This window comes from Dactylosporangium sp. CA-092794 (assembly GCF_050948465.1).
In the GTDB taxonomy this organism is placed as follows: Bacteria; Actinomycetota; Actinomycetes; order Mycobacteriales; family Micromonosporaceae; genus Dactylosporangium.
The window spans coordinates 9,729,660-9,750,530 of sequence record NZ_CP192044.1; the positions used below are offsets into that span (position 1 = coordinate 9,729,660).

A 20,871-nucleotide genomic window follows, 5' to 3' on the forward strand; every position below is an offset into this window, starting at 1 on the left:
GGCGGTTGGCGGTCGTTCGCCGGGTGCGGGGTTGATGCGCTGGCGGCGTCGGGCAAGAGGATAGCCGGCGGAACGGGTCCAACAGTGTCCACAGTGGACGGGGACGTGGTGAGGCCTAGGGCGTGGAGGACGGCGGCGGCCTTGGTGTGGGTTTCCTGGACCTCGCCCGAAGGGGTGGAGTGGCGGACCAGCGTCGCGCCGACCGGGACTCGCAAGCGGCCCGTGTGGTCGATGTCGGCGGTGCGGATCAGGATGGGGGCGTCCAGGGTTTGGCGGCCCTCCTCGTCGCGGCCGATCAGGGCCAGGACGGCGCCGTAGTAGCCGCGGCCGCGGCGTTCGTGGCGGGCCACCACGCGGCAGGCGTTCTCGATCGGGCTGCCCACGACCGTTGGGGCGAACATGGTCTCGCGCAGGACCTCGCGGACGTCGCGGGAGCCGCGGCCCGCCAACAGATACTCAGTGTGGACCAGGTGGGTCATCTCCTTGAGGTAGGGGCCGATGACCTGGCCGCCCAGGTCGGCGACGGTGGCCATCATCTTGAGTTCCTCGTCGAGGACCATCGAGAGTTCGTCGATCTCCTTGCGGTCGGCCAGAAAGTCCAGGATGCGCTGCTTGGTGGGAGTGCCGCGCAGGGTGCCGCTGATCGGGTTCATCATGATCAGGCCGTCCTCGACGCTGACGTGGCGTTCGGGGGTGGCGCCGGCCAGGAGGCGGTCGCCGGTGTTGATGACGAAGGTCCAGTAGGCGCCGCGTTCGCGGGTGAGGAGGCGGCGGAAGACGGTGAGGGCCGCCTGGAGCGGGTCGCCGGTGACGGTGGCCTCGAAGGTGCGGTGGATGACGAAGTTCGAGCCCTCGCCGCGGCCGATCTCCTCGCGGAGCACGGTGTCCACGATGGAGGCATAGCTGGCGTCGTCGACGTCGAAGCCGGCATCCGTGAGAGCGATCTCCGCGTCGGGCAGGGCGGCCAGCGCATCGGCGATGGGGACCTCGTGGCGGTGTGCGATGTGCAGCACCGACAGCGGGGTGCCGTCGTCCACGCAGTCGAAGCCGCGTTCGCGGATCTGGCGGTACGGGACCAGGGCCAGCGATTCGTCGGGGATCTCGGCGAGGGTGTCCACGGTGGACACCGGGCCGGTGAGCACCTCGACGGTGGCCCGGCCCTCGCGTCGCAGCAGGGCGAACGGGGTCCTCGGGTCGATCAGCATGGGCTTCCCTTCGGGTCGGGTGCCGCCGTTCCAGGCTCGGGCCGTACCCCCCGGGAAAGCAGAACGGCCGCCTCGAAGGGCGGCCGCGGTGGGTGTCACGCGGAAGTGGGCCGCCTCGTCAGGCGGGCCACCACATGTTGTTCAGTCGCGCGGACACGCAGCAGAGCGTACGTGGGATTCCCCGCCGGCGCCAGGACGTCGGCGGGGAATCCCACTCCTATTTGTTGAGGGGGCCCATCTCCGCGTAGCGGGCGCCGGCCACGTCGCGGCCGATGGCGAGCTTCTCGATGGCGGCCAGCTCGTCGGGGCTGAGCTCGATGTCGGCGGCGGCGATGTTCTGCTCCAGGTACTGGCGGCGCTTCGTGCCGGGGATGGGCACCACGTCGTCGCCCTGTGCGAGCACCCAGGCCAGCGCGAACTGGGCCGGGGTCACGCCCTTCGCCGCGGCGAGCTGCTTGACCTCGGCGACCAGGTCGAGGTTGCGGGTGAAGTTCTCGCCCTGGAAGCGCGGGTTGCTGGCCCGGAAGTCGCCGGGGGCGAACTGGTCGGGGCTGGTGATCTCGCCGCTGAGGAAGCCGCGGCCGAGCGGGCTGTAGGCGACCAGACCGATGCCCAGCTCGCGGAGCAGCGGCAGGAGCTCGGCGTCGGGGTCGCGGCTCCACAGGGAGTACTCGTACTGTCCCGCGGCGATCGGGTGCACGGCGTGCGCGCGGCGGACCGTGGCCGGGGCGGCCTCGGAGATGCCCAGGTGGCGCACCTTGCCGGCGGTGACCGCCGCGGAGAGCGCGCCCCAGGTGTCCTCGATCGGGACCGTCGGGTCGACGCGGTGCTGGTAGTACAGGTCGATGTGGTCCACGCCGAGCCGCTGCAGGGAGGCGTCCAGCGCCTCGCGCACGTAGTCGGGGTGGCCGTTGATCCGCCGCGCGCCGTTCATGCGCTGGACGCCGAACTTCGTGGCGAGCACGACCTCGTCGCGGCGGCCGGCGATGGCGCGGCCGACGAGCCGCTCGTTGGTGAACGGGCCGTACATGTCGGCGGTGTCGAGCAGCGTGACGCCGAGGTCCAGGGCCCGGTGGATGGTGGCCACGGACTCCGCGTCGTCGCCGGGGCCGTAGAACTCGCTCATGCCCATGCAGCCGAGGCCGAGCTCGGACGTGGTCAGGGCGCCCAGGTTTCTCGTTCGCATAGGCCCCACGTTGCCCCTTCGAGCGCGCTCTAAGTCAAATACACTGGTCAGGATGGAGCACGGGTACACCATTGCCGAGGTCGCCGAGCGCACCGGGCTGAGCGCGCACACCCTTCGGTATTACGAACGCGCCGGGCTGCTCGACCCGCCCACGCGCGGCGCCAACGGCCACCGCCGCTACTCCGAGGGCGATCTGGGGATGCTCTGGATTCTCACCCGGCTGCGCAAGACGGGCATGCCGATCCAGGGCATGCGGCGGTACGCCGAGCTGTGCCGCGTCGGGCCCGAAACCACCGAGGAGCGGCGGGTCCTGCTGGAGGACCACCGTCAGCTGGTGCTGGAGCGCATCGCGGCGCTGCAGTGCGACCTGAGGCTGATCGAGGGCAAGATCAAGACCTACGCCGAGGGCGCGACCCGCGACCTGGCCAGCCCGTAGAGGCACAGCAGCGCGGCGAGCACCATCGGGATGCCGTCGCGGAGCAGGCCGTCGTAGCCGAGCAGCAGGTAGCACAGGGCGGGCTGCACCAGCAGTACCAACAGGGAAATGGCAACCAGCACCAGGCGGGCCCAGGAGTGCCCGAACAGCGCCACGAAGCTGATGATGCCGGCCGCGAGCCCCACCGCCAGCGAGAGCGCGAACCAGGAGATGACCAGCGGCACCGAAAGCTCGGGCCGCAGGCGGGGCGCGTCGAACAGCGAGCCGAGCGCCACCAGGCACGGCACGAACATGAGCGCGGAGTACGACAGCGCGGCGACCCGGGCGGTCAGCACCCACGGCGGCACCACCCGCCGCGGCTTGCGCCGGGTCAGGTGCGCCTCGATGCCGGGCGAGCGGAACAGCTGCCACACCACGGCCGAGCACAGCGCGGCGACGACCAGCAGCCCGACGACGACCGGCCCGCGGGGCAGCAGCGCGCCCTCCTTCGGCTGGACCAGCCGCGCGGACGCGAACACGGTGGTCACCGCCAGGATCAGCCCCAGCGGCCGGGCGGTGAGCCGGCCGAAGCGCACCTCGCGCATGAGGAACAGGAAGCCGATCGCGCGCAGCACGGCCCACACCGTGCGCACGGCCAGGCCCAGGCCGGCCTCGGCCGCGTAGTGCAGGTTGACGACGTCCACGGCCACGGTCGCGAGGGCGGTGACCAGCAGCAGCCGGCGCAGGCGGCGACTTGCCGGGGTGGCCGGGGGCGGCCGCTCGAACCGCACGAAGTCGCCGAGCGAGCGCCCGGTGCCGTTCATGGAACCGCACCGTAGCACCCGATGCGCGGCATATCGTGGGGGCATGCTCGATCACCTGCGCATCCTGGTCGTCGACGACGAGCCGGACCTGTGCGAGATCGTGCGGCGGGTGCTCAGCCGGGCCGGTGCCGAGGTGCTGACCGCGTCCGGGCTGGCGGGGGCGCAGCGGGCCTGCGCGGAGTACCCCCGGGGGATCGACCTGGCCATCACCGACCTGAAGCTCAATGACGGCTCCGGCGTGCAGGTCGCCGAGGCGGTGCGGGCCAGCAGCCCGGACGCGATGATCATGTTCATGTCCGGGCTGCCGTACTTCGACGCCGCGGTCATCGAGCTCGGGCCGGACGCCTCGGTGATCGCCAAGCCGTTCCGGGCCACCGAACTGGTCGACACGGTGCAGACGGCGCTGATCAGGGCCGGAAGGGTCGCACCGGAACGTTAACCGGCAACCGTCCGGGGGCATAGTGCCTATACACCGACCCGGACCGAGGTGGCAGGCGATGGCTTCTTCCGCTGCACCAGACGCTGAACCGACCGAGGGCGGGCCGGAGCGCCCGACCCAGCTGAGCCGCCGCTCGTGGCTCGACGTGCTGAAGCGGACGGTGAAGGAGTTCAACAACGACAACCTCACCGACTGGGCGGCGGCGCTGACGTACTACGGCGTGCTGTCCATCTTCCCGGGGATCCTGGTCCTGCTGTCGGTCTCCGGGATGCTGCTCACCGACACCACGCAGGCCGCGGTGCTCAAGAACGCACAGGCGCTGTTCCCCGGCTCGATCGCCGGCCCGGTCACCGGCGCGATCACCGAGCTGAAGAAGGGCTCCGGCGCGGCCGGCGTACTGGCGTTCGTGGGCCTGCTCGGCGCGGTGTGGTCGGCCTCGGGGTACGTGGGCGCGTTCATGCGCGCCGCGAACGCGATCTACGACGTGCCGGAGGGCCGGCCGATCTGGAAGGTGCTGCCGATCCGGCTGGGCATCACGGTCGCGGTCGGCATCCTCATCGCCATCGCCGCGCTCAGCGTCGTGTTCACCGGCAAGTTCGCGGAGCAGGCGGGCGGCTGGGTGGGGCTGTCGAGGCAGGCGGTGCAGGTGTTCGACATCGCCAAGTGGCCGGGGCTGCTGCTGGTGGTGCTGCTGATCCTGGCGCTGCTCTACTGGGCCTCGCCGAACGCCCGCCAGCACGGCTTCCGCTGGATCACGCCGGGCGGCGCGCTGGCGGTGTTCATCTGGCTGGTGGCGTCGGGCGGCTTCGCGATCTACGTGTCGAATTTCTCGTCGTACAACAAGACGTACGGCGCGCTCGGCGGCATCATCGCCTTCCTGGTCTGGCTGTGGATCTCCAACATCGCGATCCTGCTCGGCGCGGAGTTCGACGCGGAGCTGGAGCGGGGGCGGGCGATCGAGGCCGGGCAGCCGCCCAAGGAGGAGCCCTACGTCCCGCTGCGTGACGATCGCCACATCAATGAGGACCACCAGATCGGGTTATCCGACTGATCCCGGTATCGGGCGGATCGGCGCGGCCCGGTCAGCGGGTGGTCGGGGTCAGCGCGGCGCCGACCTGGTCGACCAGGCCGGTCATCTCGAAGGCGACCTCGCCGACGTCGCAGCCGGGCTGGACCATCGCCGCGAGGCTGGCCAGGGTGTCGCCGTCGCCCAGGGCCATCACGAACAGCAGGCTCTTGCCCATCTCCACGATGGTGCGCAGGACCGGGCCGGCCTCGGTGCACGCGGAGAGGCCCTGCGCCAGCGAGACCACGCTGGCCACCATCGCGGCGAGTTGGTCGGCGCGCTCCGGAGGCAGTTCGTTCGACGCGGCGACGAGCAGGCCGTCGCCGGAGACGGCCACCGCGTGGCGCACTCCGGAGACACGCTGCGTGAAACCGCTCAGTAACCAGTCCAGCCCGGTGGTGGGTGTCATGCGGACGGACGTCCTTCCGTGTTCGTCGCCGCCGTCACCGGATGGTCGGTGCTTGCTGGCTGGTGGCCGGCGAGCAGTTCCCGGACGACGCCGGGCTCGATGTCCACGGTAGGACCGTCGGGTGTACGCACGGGACCCGGGATCACCGGCACGAGGGTCGAACGCGGGTGCGGCACGTCCACCGGCTCGCCGCCGGGCAGCTCCAGCCGGCGCAGTGCCACCGGAGCGGCCGGTCCCGCCGCGACGGAGCCTCCCGGGAGGATCGGGGCGACGGAGCCTCCCGGGAGGATCGGGGCGACGGCGGTGACGGGCGGGGCGGGCCGCGGCTCGGGGGCGATGAGCGACGCCGGCAGGTGGACCACCGCGCGCAGGCCGACGCCGGACTGGGGGCGGTTCAGCCGGACGGCGACCCCGTGCCGGGCGGCGAGGCGGGCGACGATCAGCAGGCCGGTGCCGGATCGCTCGGCCCCGTCGGTGGCGGTGGCCGGCGAGGCGGTGCCGGGCCGGTCCGCCGGGCGCCGGACGGGCGGCGGGGGCGCGCCGGCCAGCCGGGCGTTGAGCTGGGCCAGCCGGGCCGCGTCCAGGCCGGGGCCGCGGTCGGCGATCTCGACGACGGCGCCCTGGCCGGCGCGGCGCCCCTCGACCAGCACCGGGCGGCCGGCCGGGCCGTTGCGGGTGGCGTTGTCGAACAGCTCGGCCAGCAGGTGGGCCAGGTCGTCGACGGCCTCGCCGGCGACGTGCAGGCCGGGTGCGACGCGGGCGTACTCGATGCGCTGGTAGTCCTCGATCTGCGACTGCGCCGCGCGGAGCAGGTCCAGCAGGGTGATCGGGTCGCGGCGGGCGATCGGCGAGTCGGCGCCGGCGAGCACGAGCAGGCTCTGGTTGTCGTGGCGGATGCGGGTGGCCAGGTGGTCGAAGGCGAAGAGCTCGGCCAGGCGGTCCGGGTCGGCCTCGTCGCGCTCGGCCGCGTCGAGCCGCTCCACGAGCGCTTCGGCCAGCCGCTGGCTGCGCCGGGCCAGCTCGGCCAGCTTGCCGTTCCGGATATCTCCCGAATCATCCGGTTCATCCGGTTCATCGTCCTCGAGCGAGATCGGCGTCACGGTGATGTCGGAAATCGTCGACCCGCCCACCGAGGCACGGCCGAAGCCGGAACGCGACGGTCCACCGGGAGCCGCGGGCCAGCCCGAGCCGGTCTCGCGGCCGGACGACCCACCGGCAGACCCGGCCGAACCGGTGGACGCCTCCGAGGCCGAGGCGGAAGCCGCGGCGCGGGCGGCCCGCGCGGCCCGGGCCGGTGAGCGCGACAGCGAGCGGGCCACGAACACCGCCAGCAGCACCGAGGCCACGGCCAGGCCGACCACCAGCGCCAGGCCGACGAGCACGACGCGGTCCTGCCGGTCCAGGGCGCCGGCCGCCAGGGCGGTCTCGTCGGCGCCGGCGAACGCGGAGAGGTCGGTGAGCACGGCCAGGGCCGGCCGGGCGTCGCCGGACAGGCCGATCGGCATCGCGTCCAGCCGGGCCTGCCACGCGACCGGGGCGGCGCCGGTGAAGCGGCGCAGCGCGTCCAGGTGGGCGGAGCTGTGCGCGGCCAGGCTCTCCCGCCGGGCCGGCGTGTCCGCCCCGCGCACGTCGATGAGCTGCACCCGGGCCAGTTCCTCGCGGGCCACGGCGAGCCAGCCGGACGCGCGCGCGGCGGCGACGACCGCGTCCGGGCCGGGCCGGGCGGCCACGTCCTGGCGGAGCTCGACGAGATCGTCGATCACTTGGGTGTACTGCGTGAGCCACTCCCCCGCCGCGGCCTCCGCCCCGCCGTCGGCGATCCCGGCCCGCAGCGGGGCCAGCCCGTCGAGGTCGGCGGCGAGCGCGGGGGTGAGCAGCCCGGCGCGGGTCGCCCGGTCGCGGAACGTGCCGATGGCGGCGTCGCTCGCGGCGGCCTGCCCGTCGAGGGCGGCCCGGGCCAGGTCGGTGCCGGACTGCAGGCGGTTCGCCGCGGCATACCGCTCCAGGGTCAGCTCGCCGGCGGCCCGGTCCGCGGCCACGCCGGCCGCGATCGCGGCGCGCAGCGCGAGGGCCTCGTCGCCCTGCCGGGAGAAGCCCGACGCGGCGGCGCCGGCCAGCCCCAGCAGGCCGAGCAGGGGAACCAGCAGGACGAGGCCGATCCGGGCACCGGGCCGGACGGGCGCAGCCGCAACCACCACCGCTACCCCCTGCATCTGAGTGCTTATCTATGGGTACACCCTTGAGCACTGCGTAGGGAAGACGTGACTTTTCGTAATCATGTTCAATCATGTTCAGCCCGGCGTTTTCTCCCGATTTCGCGGAGAACGCCAGCGACTTAAGCAAGAAGAAAGGCAAAGTTGAGGCGGCACCGGCCCGCCCGGCTTGAGGGGCGATCACCGGCTCACTACATTCCGAGGCGTGCCTGAACGGCTCTTCTCGGATGACCCGGGCGACGCGCCCAAGAAGGTGAAGGGCGCGTTCTTCTCCGACTACACCGGCGAGTTCCCGGTGCCGCGCGTCCTGCGGTCCCGGCCCGGCGACGACGCCGCGCCCGGCGGGCCTGCCGACGGGGCCGCCCAGGGCGGCACCGGCGCGCCGGACGGCCGGCGCAAGGCCGGCGGACCGGCGCCCGCGTGGCTGCGCACCGGGCGGCCCGCCCTGCACGAGCTGATGCGCAACCGCCGGCACGCGCTCATGGCGCTGGGCGGCGGCGCGGTCGCGCTCGGCGCGCTGGGCTCCGGCGCCGCGGCGATGCTCGGCACGCCCGGGCTCGACCCCGACGACTTCGTCAAGACCGGCAGCGGCGGCGGCAACGTCTCGCCCCGCGACGCCGGCTCCTTCTCCAACCGCGACGCCAGCTACACCAGCGGCCAGGGCGACCTCAACGACCTGGGCGCGTCCGGCCTCGCCGACACGCCCTCGGCCGCGGCGGTCGCCGCGATGCGCGCGACGCCGCGCTTCCCGACGCCGCTCAACCGCGACCCGGTGCTGCACCTGCTGCGCCGGGCGACGTTCGGCCCGACGCCGGCCGACGTGGCGCTGGTGAAGCAGATGGGCATCGACGCCTGGATCGACCAGCAGCTGGAGCCCGACAAGGTCGCCGATCCGGTCGCCGACGCGGCGCTCAAGGCCGTACCCACCGCCACCATGACCACCGCCGAGATCCGCGCCACGATCAAGGACAACGACGGCCAGGCGATGGAGGATCTGACCCGGGCCGTCATCGCCCGGCAGATCTGGAGCAGCCGCCAGCTCTTCGAGGTCATGGTCGACTTCTGGAACAACCATCTCAACGTCACCAGCCCGTTCGACGGCGGCTGGGACGTGCGCGGCCCCTACGACGTGGGCGTCATCCGCAAGTTCGCGCTCGGCAAGTTCTCCGACATGCTCATCGCCTCCGCGCGGGATCCCGCGATGATGCGGTACCTGGACAACACCTCCTCGGACAAGCGCAACGTCAACGAGAACTACGGCCGGGAGCTGCTGGAGCTGCACACCGTCGGCATCGACGGCGGCTACAACGAGAAGGACGTGCGCAACTCCGCCTACCTGATGACCGGGCGCACCGCGACGCGCGACGGCACGTTCAAGTACGACCAGAACAAGCACTGGACCGGAGCGGTGAAGGTGCTCGGGTTCCAGCACGCCAACAAGTCCGCCAAGGACGGGCTGGCGGTCGGCGACGCCTACCTGCTGTACCTGGCCACGCACCCGTCGACCGCCCGCTACGTGGCCCGCAAGCTGGCCGTGCGGTTCGTCTGCGACACGCCGCCGCAGGGGCTGGTCGACCGGCTGGCCAAGACCTACCAGGAGAGCGGCTCGGCGATCGCGCCCGTGCTCAAGGTGCTCTTCCGGTCGCAGGAGTTCTGGATCGCCACGGGCCTGAAGACCCGCCGGCCGCTGGAGAACTTCGTGGCCACGGCGCGGGTGGTCGGTACCAAACCCGGATCCGACACCGCCAAGGCACTGGACGACCTCTACAACTTCACCAACAAGCTCGGCCAGCCGCCGCTGGGCTGGGGCCCGCCGGACGGCTACCCGGACGTGGCCACCGCGTGGAGCTCCGCCGCCGGCATGCTGGAGACCTGGAACGCGCACCGGGCGTTCGTCCAGGGGCAGTTCAAGGGGCTGGACAACCCCAAGGCCGAGACGCTGGTGACCCAGCCCGCCGCCACCCTGGGCACCTACCTCGACGTGCTGTCCAACCGGCTGGTCTTCCAGCCGATGCAGCAGAACGAGAAGGACGCGCTCATCAAGTTCCTGGGTTCCAAGGCCGAAGCCCGGATCACCGACACCAACCTCGGCGGCAAGCTGCCGCTGGTCGCACCGATCATCCTCGACTCCGTCTACCACGCGCTGCGGTGAGGCAGATGAACGACTACCCCGAGGGTGAACGCCGCCCGGAGAGCCTGGAAGAACTGCGCCGGCACGGTCCCAACCTGTGCGAGGCTGCCCTGCGCGTGCACGCCGACAAGGTCACCGACGAGCTGGCCGCGGAGCGGGACCAGTGGAGCAAGGGCTTCACCCGCCGCCGGCTGGTGCAGGGCGCCGGCTTCGTCGGCGTCGCCGCGCTCGGCACGCAGCTGGTGACCAGCCGCGTCTCGTTCGCCGCGCCGGAGGACAACAAGAACACGCTCATCGCCATCTTCCTGCGCGGCGGCATGGACGGGCTGTCCGTCGTCGCGCCCGGTGACGACGCGAACTACAAGTCGATGCGGCCGAACATCGCGGTACCGATGGCGGCCATGAAGCCGGCCGGGCGCGGCTTCGGCCTCAATCCGGCCATGACGTCGCTCTACCCGCTCTGGGACGCCGGCAAGATGGCCGCGGTACACGCCGTGGCCTCACCCGACGCCAGCCGCAGCCACTTCCAGGCCCAGGACGCGCTGGAGCGCGGCGCCGCCTCCGTCGCGGTGCGCACCGGCTGGCTGGACCGGGTGCTCGCGCAGATGGGCCCGGGCACCACCTTCCGCGCCATCGCGCAGGGCTCGGCGCTGCCCCGCTCGCTGGTCGGCGGCGAGCAGGCGATCGTGCTCAACGGCATGCGCGACTTCCGCATCGACAACGACCAGATGCGGGCCCAGACCATGGACGCGCTGAAGGCGCTCTACACCGGCCTGGACCACCCGCTGGCCACCACCGCGGGCAGCACGCTGCAGGCCATCAACACCGCGCAGAAGCTCGCCACGACGCAGTACAAGCCGGCGGAGGGCGTGCAGTACCCGGGCGGCGGCCTCGCCGACCGGCTGCGCGACATCGCCCAGCTGCTCAAGGCCAACGTGGGCCTGCGGGTCGCCGCGCTTGACGTCGGCGGCTGGGACATGCACACCAACCTGGGCCGGGTCGACGGCGGCGACATGAAGAACTCGCTGACCAACCTCTCCGACGCGATCGGCGCGTTCCTCACCGACATCGGCCCGCTCATCGAGAACACGAACGTCATCACGATGAGCGAGTTCGGCCGCCGCGTGCAGGAGAACGGCAACGTCGGCGTCGACCACGGACACGGCAACGCGATGCTGCTCTTCGGCGGCGGCCTCAACGGCGGCAAGGTGCACGGCAACTGGCCCGGCCTCGCGCCCGCGGCCCTCGACCAGGGCGACGTGGCCGGCGCCAACGACTACCGGGACATCCTGTCGGAGATGCTCAAGAAGCGCTTCGGCGTCGCCGACTCGGCGGCCATCTTCCCCAACCACGACTTCAAGACGCTGGGCGTCTTCAAAGGCTGAAGACGGGCCCGGTCGTGGTCGCGAGCGTGCACGCGTTGCCGAACGTGTGCCGGTAGGCGACCTTGCGCCCCTTCCACCGCCCGGTGGCGGTCACCGTCACCGGGTCCCACTGCATCGTGCAGACCCCGCCGCCCAGCTGCAGCCGCTCGAAGTCGCCGCCGACCTTGGCCAGCTCGGCGCACGCGCTGCGGGCCTGCCGGTGCGTGCCGCCGGGCGGCTGGCAGGTCAGCACGGCCCGGCGCGGCACCTTTGCGCCCGTGCCGCCCTTTGCGCCCGTGCCGCCCTTGTCGTTCTTTGCGCCCGTGCCGCCCTTGGCGCCCGTGTCGTTCTTTGCGCCTGTGTCGCCCTTGGCGACGGTCAGCACCAGCTCCGCCCGGGCGGCCGCCTCGAGCGTTTGCCGGCCCGGGCCGGCCGCCTGTGCCGTGCCCGGCATCGTTTCCGCCGCTGCGGCCGCCGCCAGCAGGAGCGTCGCCGCGAGCAACCGTCGTGCCACCATCTTGCTTCCCCCGTCTCTTGGCCCGGGAGTCTACGCCCCTTTACCGCACTTTTCGGACATTTCCGTTTTATCGGGTACCACGGAAGCTTAATTCATTCGCGTCGAGTCCCCCGTTGATCGGTGTGCGGGATTAGGGTTCTGTACACGCACGCCCCGCCTTGGAGGTTGCTGTGACCCTGGAAGTGCAGGCGCAGAAGCTCGTGGCCGGGCTGGTCCGGGTGGCCGTGATGGCCCCGGCCGACGGCCCGGCGCCCGACCACGGCCTGCCACCCGCCCACCGCCAGGTCATGCTGTTGCTGGGCCGCCGCGAGCGGGCCTACCGGCTCTCGGACCTCGCCGGCGAACTGGGCTCGACGGTGGCCGCGACGATGGCGTTGCTGTCGCCGCTCATCGCCGAGGGCCTGGTCGAGATGCGCCCCGCCCCGTCGTACGCCGCCCGCGACATGCTCGTCGCCGCCACCGACCGCGGCCTGTCCACCACCCCGGCCCCGGCCAACTGGGCCGACCAGCTCATCGGCCAGGTCGACACGCTCAGCGACAACCAGCAGCAGCGCCTGCTGCGCATGGTGACGGCCAAAATCGGCCACCTGCAGCAGCACGGCGCCATCCCGGTGACGCGGATGTGCCTGTCGTGCCGCTTCTTCGAGGGCTACCGCCACCCCGGCACCGAGACCCCACACCACTGCTGGTTCGTGGACGCCCCGTTCGGCTACCGCGAGTTGCGACTGCACTGCCCCGACCACATCCCCGGCGGCCCGCCCAAGCCTTCGGCGTGACCTGCCCCACACCTACCGGTGAAGCCGCCCCCTCCACGCGCTGCGACCCACCCAAACTGCACTTATGCTGGCCGCGTGACGAGCTTGGAATCACCATGAGCATGTCGGTCACGATCAACGTGACGATGGACGGATCGACGGTACTCTCGGTGCGCGGCGAGATCGACCACAGCAACGCCGATACGCTGCGTCAGGAGATCGTGTCAGCGGCGACCCATCGCCGCCCTGGCACACTACGGGTCGACTTAGGCCTGGTGACATTCTTGGACTCGGCGGCGGTGGGCGCTCTGGTCGCCGCCCAGCGCGAGTCCGGCGCCGAGGGGGTCCGCGTGGTGGTCTGGCGGGCCAGCCCCTTCGTGCACCGCCAACTCCGCATCGCCGGCGTCCACGAAATGCTCGGCGCCCCCACCGAACAGGACACCGACCACATCACCTTCTGACCCACCCCGCCGCGCGCCGCCCGAACCCGCCGCCCACCGCCCCGGCCCGCCGCACGCCCCCCGGGGCCCGCCGCACGCCGACCCGGCCCGCCACGCCGCCCAGGCCCGCCGAGCCTCGGCCCGCCGCACGCCACACCCCTCCACGTCCGCCGAGCGCCGCCCCGGCCCGCCACGCCACGCCACGCCACCCAGGCTCGCCGAGCGCCGTCAGCCCGCCACGCCGCCCGGACCCGCCGCGCGCCACGCCAGGCCCGCCACGCGCCACGCAACGCCGCCCAGGCCCGCCGAGCGCCGGCCCGGTCCGCCGCGCGCCTTGCCGCATTCCGCCCAGCGCAAACTCGAGCCCGCGCGGGCGCCCATCCATGCCCGAAATTTCCGGCGTGGGGCGATAAATCCGACATGTGGTCACGTCCGCCGGGGTGGTGCATGAGACCAGCGCCGGATCGCGTGGCGGTTGACGTCGGGCGGCCGGCCGGGGCGGCTGTATGTCTCCGTGATCATGATGCTCGCGGTGGTCGCACACCGGGTTTGCCATGATCCCGGAGACTTGATGTACACGGGGGTACATCAACACTCCGTGATCATGAAAAACCGTTGGTGTAGATGCGAGTTGCGCATGATCGCGGAGACTTCTGGTCCCTGCGCCGCCCTGCTCCGCGGCGTGCGCTGCGGGTCCGCCCGCCGCACCGACGCGGCAGAGGGGACACCCACGGGGCAGGACAGCTGCGTGGGCGGTGAAAGACGGTGCGGAGGGCTCGCCGCGCGGCCGGAGGGGGCGCGGGTGGTGGAGGTCAGGCGCCGGTGGTGTCGGAGGCTACGGGAGCCGGGACGGCGGCGGCCTGGGTGGGGACCTCGTAGCGGTTGGGCGCGGGGCGCACGTCGTCGTGCGGGAAGACCCATACGCGGTAGGCCCACAGGCGGAACACCATGGCCAGGGCGACGCCAATGATCATGCCGAAGACGAAGTCGGAGAGTTCCTCGACGGTGCGGCTGACGTTGGGGACGTGCAGGCCGAACATGTACTGCGCGATCCACAGCGGTGCCGAGTTGACGGCCACGCCGATGCCGTTGACCACGGTGTAGAGCAGCATCTCGTGGTGGCGGCGGCGGCCGCCGCGGGTGCGGAAGGACCACTCGCGGTTCAGGAAGTACGAGACGACCGTGGCAATCACATTGGCGATCGTCAGCGCGGTGACCGGCTTGGCGTCGAACACCGTCAAACGGAGCGCGTAGTTCACAACGAGGCTCACCACGTAGCAGAAACCGCCGACGATGATGAACTTCACCGTCTCGCGATGATTGCGCAGTAGCTCTGCCATTGGCCGGGGCAGCCGGTTGAGAGTCCGGTCAGTTAGCCGCATCGGCCGGACTATACCCGCCGAATGTTGCGATAACCGCACCGCGGTCAGCGAATACGTTCAGCGACGGCCCGTGCACACCGACGCGGCGGGCGTCACGGCGGCGCGGTCGTCGAGCGGTCCGACCACCACACAGTAGGGCACGCCGGGATCGACATTTCGGACAATGTACTGCGCGGTGCCCGGCGGCACGCGGGCGAGCACGACCGCGGGCGCCTCCGCGCGGGACAGCGCGACCACCACCGTCACCGGCAGCGCCGACCAGGTGACCGTCAGCTGGGTGCGATCGTCGCGCAGCCGCAGGTCGCGCACCACCGGCGCCGCCGACGCCGAGGCCGGCGCGGACGGGGCTGACGGGGAGGGGGTTGACGGGGAGGGGGCCGACGAGGACGGGACGGAGGCGGCGGAGGACATCGCCAGCACCGGCGACGCGGGCGGGTTCGCGCGGTGCCAGAGCAGCAGCACCGCGAGTACCGCCGAGCCCAAAGCCACGACGACCACCACGGACAGCAACGGCCACAGCGACCGCGCCGGACGCGCGGGCCGGGGCTTCGACTCCGCCGGCCGCGGAACCTGCACCGGCAGGGGCGGCGTCGACACCGGAGCGGAGGGCATCGGCGGCTCCACGGCGGCCAGCTCCCACTCCATCGCCTTGGTGAACGGGTGCCGGGTGCCCAGCCGCGCCCGGGCGGCCGCGTGGGCCAGCGTGAACAGGCGGCGGGCCGCGGCGAGGTCGCCGGTGGCGTGCTGCAACGCGGCGAGTTCGGCGGCGATGCGGATGGTGTCGAGGTCCTCCGCGCCGTATTCGCGCCGGTGCACCGCGTAAGCGGCGTTGAGCATGGCCAGGGCCAGCTCGGTCTCGCCGCGGTCGCGCTGCAGGAGGGCGAGGTTGACCCGGGCGAGGCGGACGGCCCGGCCGACGGAGGCGTCGACGCCGCTGTTGAGGACCCGGTGGTAGAGCCGCTCGGCCTCGTCCCACTCGTCGTAGTCGTGCCGCACCGCGGCGAGCACCGCGACCGCGTGGACCGTCTGCGGGTGGGCGGGGCCGTAGCGGCGCTCGGCCTGGGTGGCGACGGCGTCGGCCAGGTCGTAGGCGGCATCGAGCTCGCCCAGCTCGCGCAGCACCTCCGCGAGCAGCCGGCGGGCGGTGAGCCGGTCGTCGTCGGCGAGACCGGGCTCGTCCAGCAGGGCCTGGACCGCCGTGCGCGCCTGGGGGAATTCCCAGTTCACGATGCGGTGCTCGACCTCGTCCAGCCGGTCGGTGACATCGACAGTACTCACAGTTTCCCTCCGCCCAGAGAGCTTAGGGATGTCGATGACGCAACGCCAGCCTTTGATCACAGTAAGAAATCGCTGACGGCATCGGCTCCGGCAGCCTGCCACGTCGCTGCCGGAGCCGAGCCGTCCGCGTTACCGCGACGTGAAACCGTTCGGCCGCGGGGAGGGGGTGTTGAGGGATTCAGGCCACGATTCGGCGGTACAGCCGCAGATAGTCCTCGACCATCCGGTCGGCGGAGAAGCGCTCGAGCGCGCGGGCGCGGACCCGGGCGCGGTCGAGCTTGAGCGCGTCGTCGAGCACGCCGGCCGCCTCGGCGGCGGAGCCGGCCAGGTAGCCGGTGACGCCCTCGTCGACGACCTCCGGCATCGATCCCAGCGGATAGGCGACCACGGGGGTACCGCAGGCCATCGCCTCGACCACCGACAGCCCGAACGGCTCGGCGAACCCGATCGGGTGCAGCAACGCGGCGGCCGAGCCGAGCACCTCGGCGCGCTCGGCCGGGCCGACGTTGCCGGCGTAGACGATCTGCTCGCCGTCGACGTGCGGCAGCACCTCCTCGGCGTGGTACCGCTCGTCGTGCACGGGCCCGCAGATGAGCAGCCGGCGGCCGGCCGCGCGGGCGATCCGGATCGCCTCGGCCGTGCCCTTGTCCGGGTGGATGCGGCCGAACGCGACGAGCGCGTCGCCGGGCTCGGCGCGGAACGGGAACTGCCGCGCGTCGATGCCGTGGTAGATGGTCGCCGCGTAGTCCAGGCCGGGGCCGCGGTCGGCGTCGGAGATGGAGACGTACGCCGAGCGGGCCCGCTGGTAGGCCGGCAGGATCGCCGGCGAGCAGAACCCGTGCACGGTGGTGACCAGCCGGGTCCGGCAGAACTCGCTCATCGCCAGCGGCAGCCAGTCGAGGTGGTTGTGCACCAGGTCGAAGCCGCCGCTGCGGGCGTAGCAGTGCGCGACGTGGATCGCCTCCCACACCCGCCCGTCGTAGCCGGTGTCCTCGTTGTAGGGCCGCTCGACGACGCCGTCGAGGCGGGCGGCGGTGATCGAGTCGAGGCTGGCGAAGAGGGTGACGTCGACGCCGCGCGCGACGAGCCCCTCGGCGAGCAGCGAGACGACCTGTTCCCACGGCCCGTACGCGCGTGGCGGCGTGCGCCAGGCGATCGGGCCGAGCAGTGCGACCTTCATTCGGGTCCCCCTACCCACGAATCCCCGTCCTCATCATGGCGCCGGACCTCAGTTCCCGGGCCCGGCGGCCGATAAGAGATCAGCCGATCCAGCGAAAGTTCCGGGGGTCCGATGCGCGCATGGCGCTGGTATGCGGGCCTCGGCCTGGGTGCCGTCGCGGCCGGCGGGTTCCTGCCCGTGATGCCCCGCCAGGCCCTGTACAGCCTGGTGGGGGCGTCGGCGGCGGTCGCCGTGGCGGTCGGCACGCGCCGCTACCGCCCGGCGGAGCGGCGCAGCTGGCGGCTGTTCGCCGGCGCGATCTGGTGCTCGGTGCTGGCCGCGGCGGCGTGGGCGGTGCAGTTCGCGATCGCCGGCTCGGTCGGCTTCCCGGCCGTGAAGGATCTGGCGTTCGTGGCCTCGTACACGATGATGGCGCTGAGCATCCTGGCCTGGGTCCGCCCCGATCCGCAGCGGCCGCGCGGCGAGCGGTTCATCGACTCCGGGATCGTGACCGCCGGGGTCGCCGCCCTGTCCTGGACGTTCATCGCGCACCCGCTGCTGTTCCGCCAGCACCTGCCGGGGACGCAGGCGGCCGGGCACCTGACGTACTCCCTCTTCGACCTGGTCCTCGTCGTGCTCACGGCGCGGATGATCTTCACCACCAGCGGCCGCGGCCCGGCGCAGTCGCTGGTGTCGTGGGCGTTCTGCACGTTCATCACCGGTGACGTGGTGTACTACGCGAGCCTGGCCTGGACCGGCGACCCCGCCGGCGACCGGGTGTCCACGGTGCTCTACCTCTGCGCGTACATCCTGCTCGGCACCGCCGCCCTGCACCCCTCGATGGCCCAGGCGGCCGGCCGGCCCGAGCGGTCGCAGCAGGTCATTCCCAGGCACCGGATCTACCTGTACTCCGTGCTGGCGCTCATCGGCCCGGCGGTGGCGATCGCCGTGCTGCTCGTCGCCGAGCGCGGCACGTCGCGCTGGCAGGTGGTCGTCCCGCTGGCCACGTCCGTGGTCGCCTCGGTGCTGCTCGTCGCCCGGTTGAGCCAGTTGGTACGGCTGGCCAACCGCCGCGTGCGCGAGCTGGACGCGCACGCGGTCGCGCTCGGCGCCGCGCTGCGCGAGCAGGAGGCGCTGCGCCACCAGCTCAGCCACCGGGCGCTGCACGACGCGCTGACCGGCCTGGGCAACCGGGCGCTGCTGCACGAGCGGCTCGAGCACGCGCTGACCCGTACCACCGCCACGCACGGCCTGCTGCTGCTCGACCTGGACGGCTTCAAGGACGTCAACGACACCTACGGCCACCCGTCCGGCGACGCCCTGCTCATCGAGGTGGCCGCGCGGCTGCTCGGCGTGGTGGAGAACTCCGACACGCTGGTGCGCCTCGGCGGTGACGAGTTCGCGATCCTGCTGGAGGACGCGGGTGCGGCCCGGGTGTCGCGGGTCGGGCACCTGGTCATCGAGGAGCTGGACCGGCCGTTCCTGGTGCACGAGCGGGAGCTGGTGGTGACCGCGAGCGTCGGCTCGCTGCTCTTCGCCGCCCCGGCCACGCCGTCGGAGGCGCTGCGCAACGCCGACCTGGCGCTCTACGCGGCGAAGGCGGCCGGGAAGAACCGGCTCGTGGGGTACGAGCCGAGGCTCGCCAGCGAGCGCACCGAGCACATGCGCGTCGCCGCGGACCTGCGCCGGGCCGTGGCCGGCGAGGAGTTCTCGGTGAACTACCAGCCCGTGGTGGACCTGCGCACCGGCCGGGTCACCGCGGTCGAGGCGCTGCTGCGCTGGACCCGCGACGGGCAGCCGATCCCGCCGCTGGACTTCATCCCGGTGGCCGAGCAGTACGGGCTGATCGTGCCGATCGGCGCGTGGGTGCTGCACCGGGCCTGCCGGGACGTGCGGGCGTGGCACGAGCGGTTCGGCATCTCGGTCACGGTGAACGTCTCCGGCCGGCAACTGCGCGAGCCCGACTTCGCCGGCACGGTGGTCTCGGCCCTGCGCGAGGCGGGGCTGCCCGGCTCCGCGCTGATCCTGGAGATCACCGAGTCGGTGCTGGTCTCCGCCGGTCCGGCCACCGACGAGGTGACGGCGCTGCTGGCCGGGCTGCGGGCCGAGGGGGTGCGGATCGCGGTCGACGACTTCGGCACCGGGTACTCCTCGCTGGCCTACCTGCGCCACCTGCCGGTCGACATCCTCAAGATCGACCGGGCGTTCACGCCCGTCGGCGGGCTGGCCGAGGAGCTCGCGTTCACCCGGGCGATCGTCGAGCTGGGCAACAGCCTGCGGCTGTCGGCGATCGCCGAGGCGGTGGAGACGCCGGAGCAGGCCGAGCGGCTGCGCCGGATGGACTGCCCGCAGGCGCAGGGCTTCCACTTCTCCCGGCCGCTGCCGGCGGCGGAGCTCGACGCGGTGCTGACCGCCTCGGGCGGCATCCTGCGCGGGACTACGCCTTCCGCAGCAGCCGGTGCTGCCTGACCACGGGCACGGACAGCGTCTTGTACCCCACCTCGTCGAACAGCACCGTCATCTGCTCACCGGCATAGGACAGCACCAGGCCACGGCCCCACTCGCCGTGGCGGACCTCGGTGTGCACCGGGAACGGCGCGTCCGCGGCGGCGGCCAGGCCCGCGGCGGCGCTGCCGTCGAGGCAGTTGTCGCAGTGCCCGCAGATGCCCTCGAGGTGCTCGCCGAAGTACGCCAGCAGCGTGCGCCCGCGGCACTGCTCGGTCTCGGCGAAGTTGCGCATCATGTCCAGCCGCGACCGGGACACCGTCTGCTGCCGCTCGGCCTGCGCGTCCGCGAGCTCCGCGGCCCTGGCCGGGGTCGGCGCCCAGTGCGGCGCCTTGACCCGCCCGCCGGTGAGCATCCGGGCGCCGCCGACCTCCTCCAGCAGGGTGAGCAGCTGGCCCAGCCGGCGGTTGCTCAGCCCGGTGCGCTCCTCCAGCTCGTCGCGGGTCAGCGGCTTCTCCGCGGCGCGCAGCAGCGCGGCCAGCGAGGCGACCTCCTCGCGGTCGACGGAGACGTTGGTGAAGAACTTGCGCAGGCCGCTGTCCTCGGTCCGGTGCAGCAGCAGCACCTGCGCGGGCTGCCCGTCGCGGCCGGCCCGGCCGATCTCCTGCAGGTAGGAGTCCGGCGAGTCGGGCAGCGACACGTGGTTGACCCAGCGGATGTTGGGCTTGTCGATACCCATGCCGAACGCGGTGGTGGCGACCATGATCGGCACCTCGTCGGCAAGGAACGCCTCGTGCGCCCGCTCCCGCTCCCCCGCGCTCATGCCGCCGTGGTACGCCACGGTAGGTATTTGCAGTTCATTGAGGCGTTCGGCCAGCTCCTCCGTAGCGCGGCGGGTCGGCGCGTAGACGATGCCCGGCGGTTCGGACTCGCGCAGCCGGGCGACGAGGCGCCGCCAGCGGGTCTCCTCGTCCGGGCAGTGCACCGACTCCAGGAACAGGTTGGGCCGGTCCAGGCCGGTGATCACGACCTCCGGGTCGCGCATGCCGAGCCGCTCGACGATGTCGTCGCGCACCGGCGGCGAGGCGGTCGCGGTCAGCGCCACCACCGGCGGGCGGCCCAGCTCCCGGATGAACTGCCCGAGCTGCAGATAGTCGGGCCGGAAGTCGTGGCCCCAGGCCGACACGCAGTGCGCCTCGTCGACCGCGACCAGGCTCGGCTTGAGCGCCTTGATCTGGGCCACCCGGTCCGGGTCGGCGAACTGCTCCGGGGTCAGGAAGACGAACTCGGCGTCGCCGGCCCGCAGCGCCTCCAGCGCCTCGGCCCGCTCGCTCTTGCCCTCCGCCGAGGACAGCCGCACCGCGACCAGCGACTCGTGGTGGCGCGCGGTCAGCGACGCGATCTGGTCCTGCTGCAGCGCCAGCAGCGGCGACACGACGATGGTCGGCCCGGGCAGCAGCGGCGCCGGCACCTGGTAGATGGCCGATTTGCCGGCCCCGGTGGGCAGCACGGCGAGGGTGTCGCGCCCGGCCATCACCGCCTGCATCGCGCGCAGCTGCTCGTCGCGCAGCCGCTCCCAGCCGAAGCGGTCTTTCGCGATCCGCCGTAGGTCCTCCGCCGTCATGGCCGCCTTCTCTGGTAGT

Annotated in this window: 17 protein-coding genes and 1 pseudogene; 8 read left to right on the plus strand and 10 right to left on the minus strand. The window is 72.5% G+C overall.

Features of this window, described 5'->3' with window-relative positions; genetic code table 11:
• Positions 1-11: 11 nt before the first annotated feature.
• Both ACQPXD_RS41670 and ACQPXD_RS41675 read right to left on the minus strand, forming a co-directional pair.
• Positions 12-1,205 (minus strand): annotated as a pseudogene (locus ACQPXD_RS41670) (chorismate-binding protein); the annotation flags it as partial.
• A 217-nt stretch (positions 1,206-1,422) separates the two neighbouring features.
• A complete protein-coding gene (locus ACQPXD_RS41675) occupies positions 1,423-2,391 on the minus strand; it encodes an aldo/keto reductase (RefSeq protein ID WP_432828130.1) in 969 nt (322 codons plus the stop codon).
• 52 nt (positions 2,392-2,443) lie between these two features.
• Here ACQPXD_RS41675 and ACQPXD_RS41680 point away from each other — a divergent pair, with 52 nt between their 5' ends.
• Complete coding sequence (locus ACQPXD_RS41680; RefSeq protein ID WP_432828132.1) at positions 2,444-2,827, plus strand: MerR family transcriptional regulator; 384 nt, start codon at positions 2,444-2,446, stop codon at positions 2,825-2,827.
• Here ACQPXD_RS41680 and ACQPXD_RS41685 read toward each other — a convergent pair.
• On the minus strand, positions 2,788-3,630 hold the full coding sequence (locus ACQPXD_RS41685) for a hypothetical protein (RefSeq protein WP_432828134.1): 843 nt from the start codon (positions 3,628-3,630) through the stop codon (positions 2,788-2,790). The genes ACQPXD_RS41680 and ACQPXD_RS41685 overlap by 40 nt on opposite strands.
• A gap of 43 nt (positions 3,631-3,673) precedes the next feature.
• On the opposite strand from ACQPXD_RS41685, the gene ACQPXD_RS41690 reads away from it, so the two are divergent.
• Together ACQPXD_RS41690 and ACQPXD_RS41695 are read left to right on the plus strand one after the other, a co-directional pair.
• Positions 3,674-4,069 (plus strand): response regulator, encoded by a 396-nt coding sequence (locus tag ACQPXD_RS41690; RefSeq protein ID WP_432828136.1) that lies wholly within the window; start codon positions 3,674-3,676, stop codon positions 4,067-4,069.
• Between the two features lie 58 nt (positions 4,070-4,127).
• A complete protein-coding gene (locus ACQPXD_RS41695) occupies positions 4,128-5,120 on the plus strand; it encodes a YihY/virulence factor BrkB family protein (RefSeq protein ID WP_432828138.1) in 993 nt (330 codons plus the stop codon).
• A 31-nt stretch (positions 5,121-5,151) separates the two neighbouring features.
• Here the strand turns inward: ACQPXD_RS41695 and ACQPXD_RS41700 are convergent, their stop codons facing one another.
• Positions 5,152-5,544: a roadblock/LC7 domain-containing protein gene (locus tag ACQPXD_RS41700; protein WP_432828140.1), complete on the minus strand. Its 393-nt coding sequence runs from the start codon at positions 5,542-5,544 to the stop codon at positions 5,152-5,154.
• A complete protein-coding gene (locus ACQPXD_RS41705; RefSeq protein WP_432828142.1) occupies positions 5,541-7,742 on the minus strand; it encodes a sensor histidine kinase in 2,202 nt (733 codons plus the stop codon). The genes ACQPXD_RS41700 and ACQPXD_RS41705 overlap by 4 nt, the downstream gene beginning before the upstream one ends.
• A gap of 220 nt (positions 7,743-7,962) precedes the next feature.
• On the opposite strand from ACQPXD_RS41705, the gene ACQPXD_RS41710 reads away from it, so the two are divergent.
• On the plus strand, positions 7,963-9,909 hold the full coding sequence (locus ACQPXD_RS41710; RefSeq protein ID WP_432828144.1) for a DUF1800 domain-containing protein: 1,947 nt from the start codon (positions 7,963-7,965) through the stop codon (positions 9,907-9,909).
• 5 nt (positions 9,910-9,914) lie between these two features.
• Positions 9,915-11,273: a DUF1501 domain-containing protein gene (locus ACQPXD_RS41715; RefSeq protein ID WP_432828146.1), complete on the plus strand. Its 1,359-nt coding sequence runs from the start codon at positions 9,915-9,917 to the stop codon at positions 11,271-11,273.
• Here the strand turns inward: ACQPXD_RS41715 and ACQPXD_RS41720 are convergent.
• The gene (locus tag ACQPXD_RS41720) at positions 11,263-11,754 is read right to left on the minus strand and encodes an SSI family serine proteinase inhibitor (RefSeq protein ID WP_432828148.1); all 492 of its coding nucleotides are present in this window, start codon (positions 11,752-11,754) and stop codon (positions 11,263-11,265) included. The genes ACQPXD_RS41715 and ACQPXD_RS41720 overlap by 11 nt on opposite strands.
• Before the next feature lie 185 nt (positions 11,755-11,939).
• On the opposite strand from ACQPXD_RS41720, the gene ACQPXD_RS41725 reads away from it, so the two are divergent.
• Both ACQPXD_RS41725 and ACQPXD_RS41730 read left to right on the plus strand, forming a co-directional pair.
• Positions 11,940-12,545 carry a hypothetical protein gene (locus tag ACQPXD_RS41725; RefSeq protein WP_432828150.1) on the plus strand — a complete coding sequence of 202 codons (606 nt, stop codon included), beginning with the start codon at positions 11,940-11,942 and terminating at the stop codon, positions 12,543-12,545.
• Positions 12,546-12,640: 95 nt separating this feature from the next.
• Positions 12,641-12,985: an STAS domain-containing protein gene (locus ACQPXD_RS41730; RefSeq protein WP_432828152.1), complete on the plus strand. Its 345-nt coding sequence runs from the start codon at positions 12,641-12,643 to the stop codon at positions 12,983-12,985.
• Positions 12,986-13,776: 791 nt separating this feature from the next.
• Here ACQPXD_RS41730 and ACQPXD_RS41735 read toward each other — a convergent pair.
• From ACQPXD_RS41735 to ACQPXD_RS41745, 3 genes are all read right to left on the minus strand, one after another.
• Positions 13,777-14,271 (minus strand): GtrA family protein, encoded by a 495-nt coding sequence (locus tag ACQPXD_RS41735; protein ID WP_432828154.1) that lies wholly within the window; start codon positions 14,269-14,271, stop codon positions 13,777-13,779.
• Positions 14,272-14,403: 132 nt separating this feature from the next.
• Positions 14,404-15,624: a tetratricopeptide repeat protein gene (locus ACQPXD_RS41740; protein ID WP_432828156.1), complete on the minus strand. Its 1,221-nt coding sequence runs from the start codon at positions 15,622-15,624 to the stop codon at positions 14,404-14,406.
• 178 nt (positions 15,625-15,802) lie between these two features.
• Positions 15,803-16,804, minus strand: coding sequence for a glycosyltransferase family 4 protein (locus ACQPXD_RS41745; RefSeq protein WP_432828158.1), 1,002 nt, complete (start codon positions 16,802-16,804; stop codon positions 15,803-15,805).
• A gap of 111 nt (positions 16,805-16,915) precedes the next feature.
• Between ACQPXD_RS41745 and ACQPXD_RS41750 the strand changes: the two genes are divergently transcribed.
• On the plus strand, positions 16,916-19,252 hold the full coding sequence (locus tag ACQPXD_RS41750) for a putative bifunctional diguanylate cyclase/phosphodiesterase (protein WP_432828160.1): 2,337 nt from the start codon (positions 16,916-16,918) through the stop codon (positions 19,250-19,252).
• Here the strand turns inward: ACQPXD_RS41750 and ACQPXD_RS41755 are convergent.
• The gene (locus ACQPXD_RS41755; protein ID WP_432828162.1) at positions 19,221-20,852 is read right to left on the minus strand and encodes a RecQ family ATP-dependent DNA helicase; all 1,632 of its coding nucleotides are present in this window, start codon (positions 20,850-20,852) and stop codon (positions 19,221-19,223) included. The genes ACQPXD_RS41750 and ACQPXD_RS41755 overlap by 32 nt on opposite strands.
• Between the last annotated feature and the right edge of the window lie 19 nt (positions 20,853-20,871).

Coding starts and splice junctions, on each gene's coding strand:
- ACQPXD_RS41675 (WP_432828130.1), bottom strand. CDS start 2,391: ATGCGAACGAGAAACCTGGGCGCCCTGACCACGTCCGAGCTCGGCCTC.
- ACQPXD_RS41680 (WP_432828132.1), top strand. CDS start 2,444: ATGGAGCACGGGTACACCATTGCCGAGGTCGCCGAGCGCACCGGGCTG.
- ACQPXD_RS41685 (WP_432828134.1), bottom strand. CDS start 3,630: ATGAACGGCACCGGGCGCTCGCTCGGCGACTTCGTGCGGTTCGAGCGG.
- ACQPXD_RS41690 (WP_432828136.1), top strand. CDS start 3,674: ATGCTCGATCACCTGCGCATCCTGGTCGTCGACGACGAGCCGGACCTG.
- ACQPXD_RS41695 (WP_432828138.1), top strand. CDS start 4,128: ATGGCTTCTTCCGCTGCACCAGACGCTGAACCGACCGAGGGCGGGCCG.
- ACQPXD_RS41700 (WP_432828140.1), bottom strand. CDS start 5,544: ATGACACCCACCACCGGGCTGGACTGGTTACTGAGCGGTTTCACGCAG.
- ACQPXD_RS41715 (WP_432828146.1), top strand. CDS start 9,915: ATGAACGACTACCCCGAGGGTGAACGCCGCCCGGAGAGCCTGGAAGAA.
- ACQPXD_RS41730 (WP_432828152.1), top strand. CDS start 12,641: ATGAGCATGTCGGTCACGATCAACGTGACGATGGACGGATCGACGGTA.
- ACQPXD_RS41745 (WP_432828158.1), bottom strand. CDS start 16,804: ATGAAGGTCGCACTGCTCGGCCCGATCGCCTGGCGCACGCCGCCACGC.
- ACQPXD_RS41750 (WP_432828160.1), top strand. CDS start 16,916: ATGCGCGCATGGCGCTGGTATGCGGGCCTCGGCCTGGGTGCCGTCGCG.
- ACQPXD_RS41755 (WP_432828162.1), bottom strand. CDS start 20,852: ATGACGGCGGAGGACCTACGGCGGATCGCGAAAGACCGCTTCGGCTGG.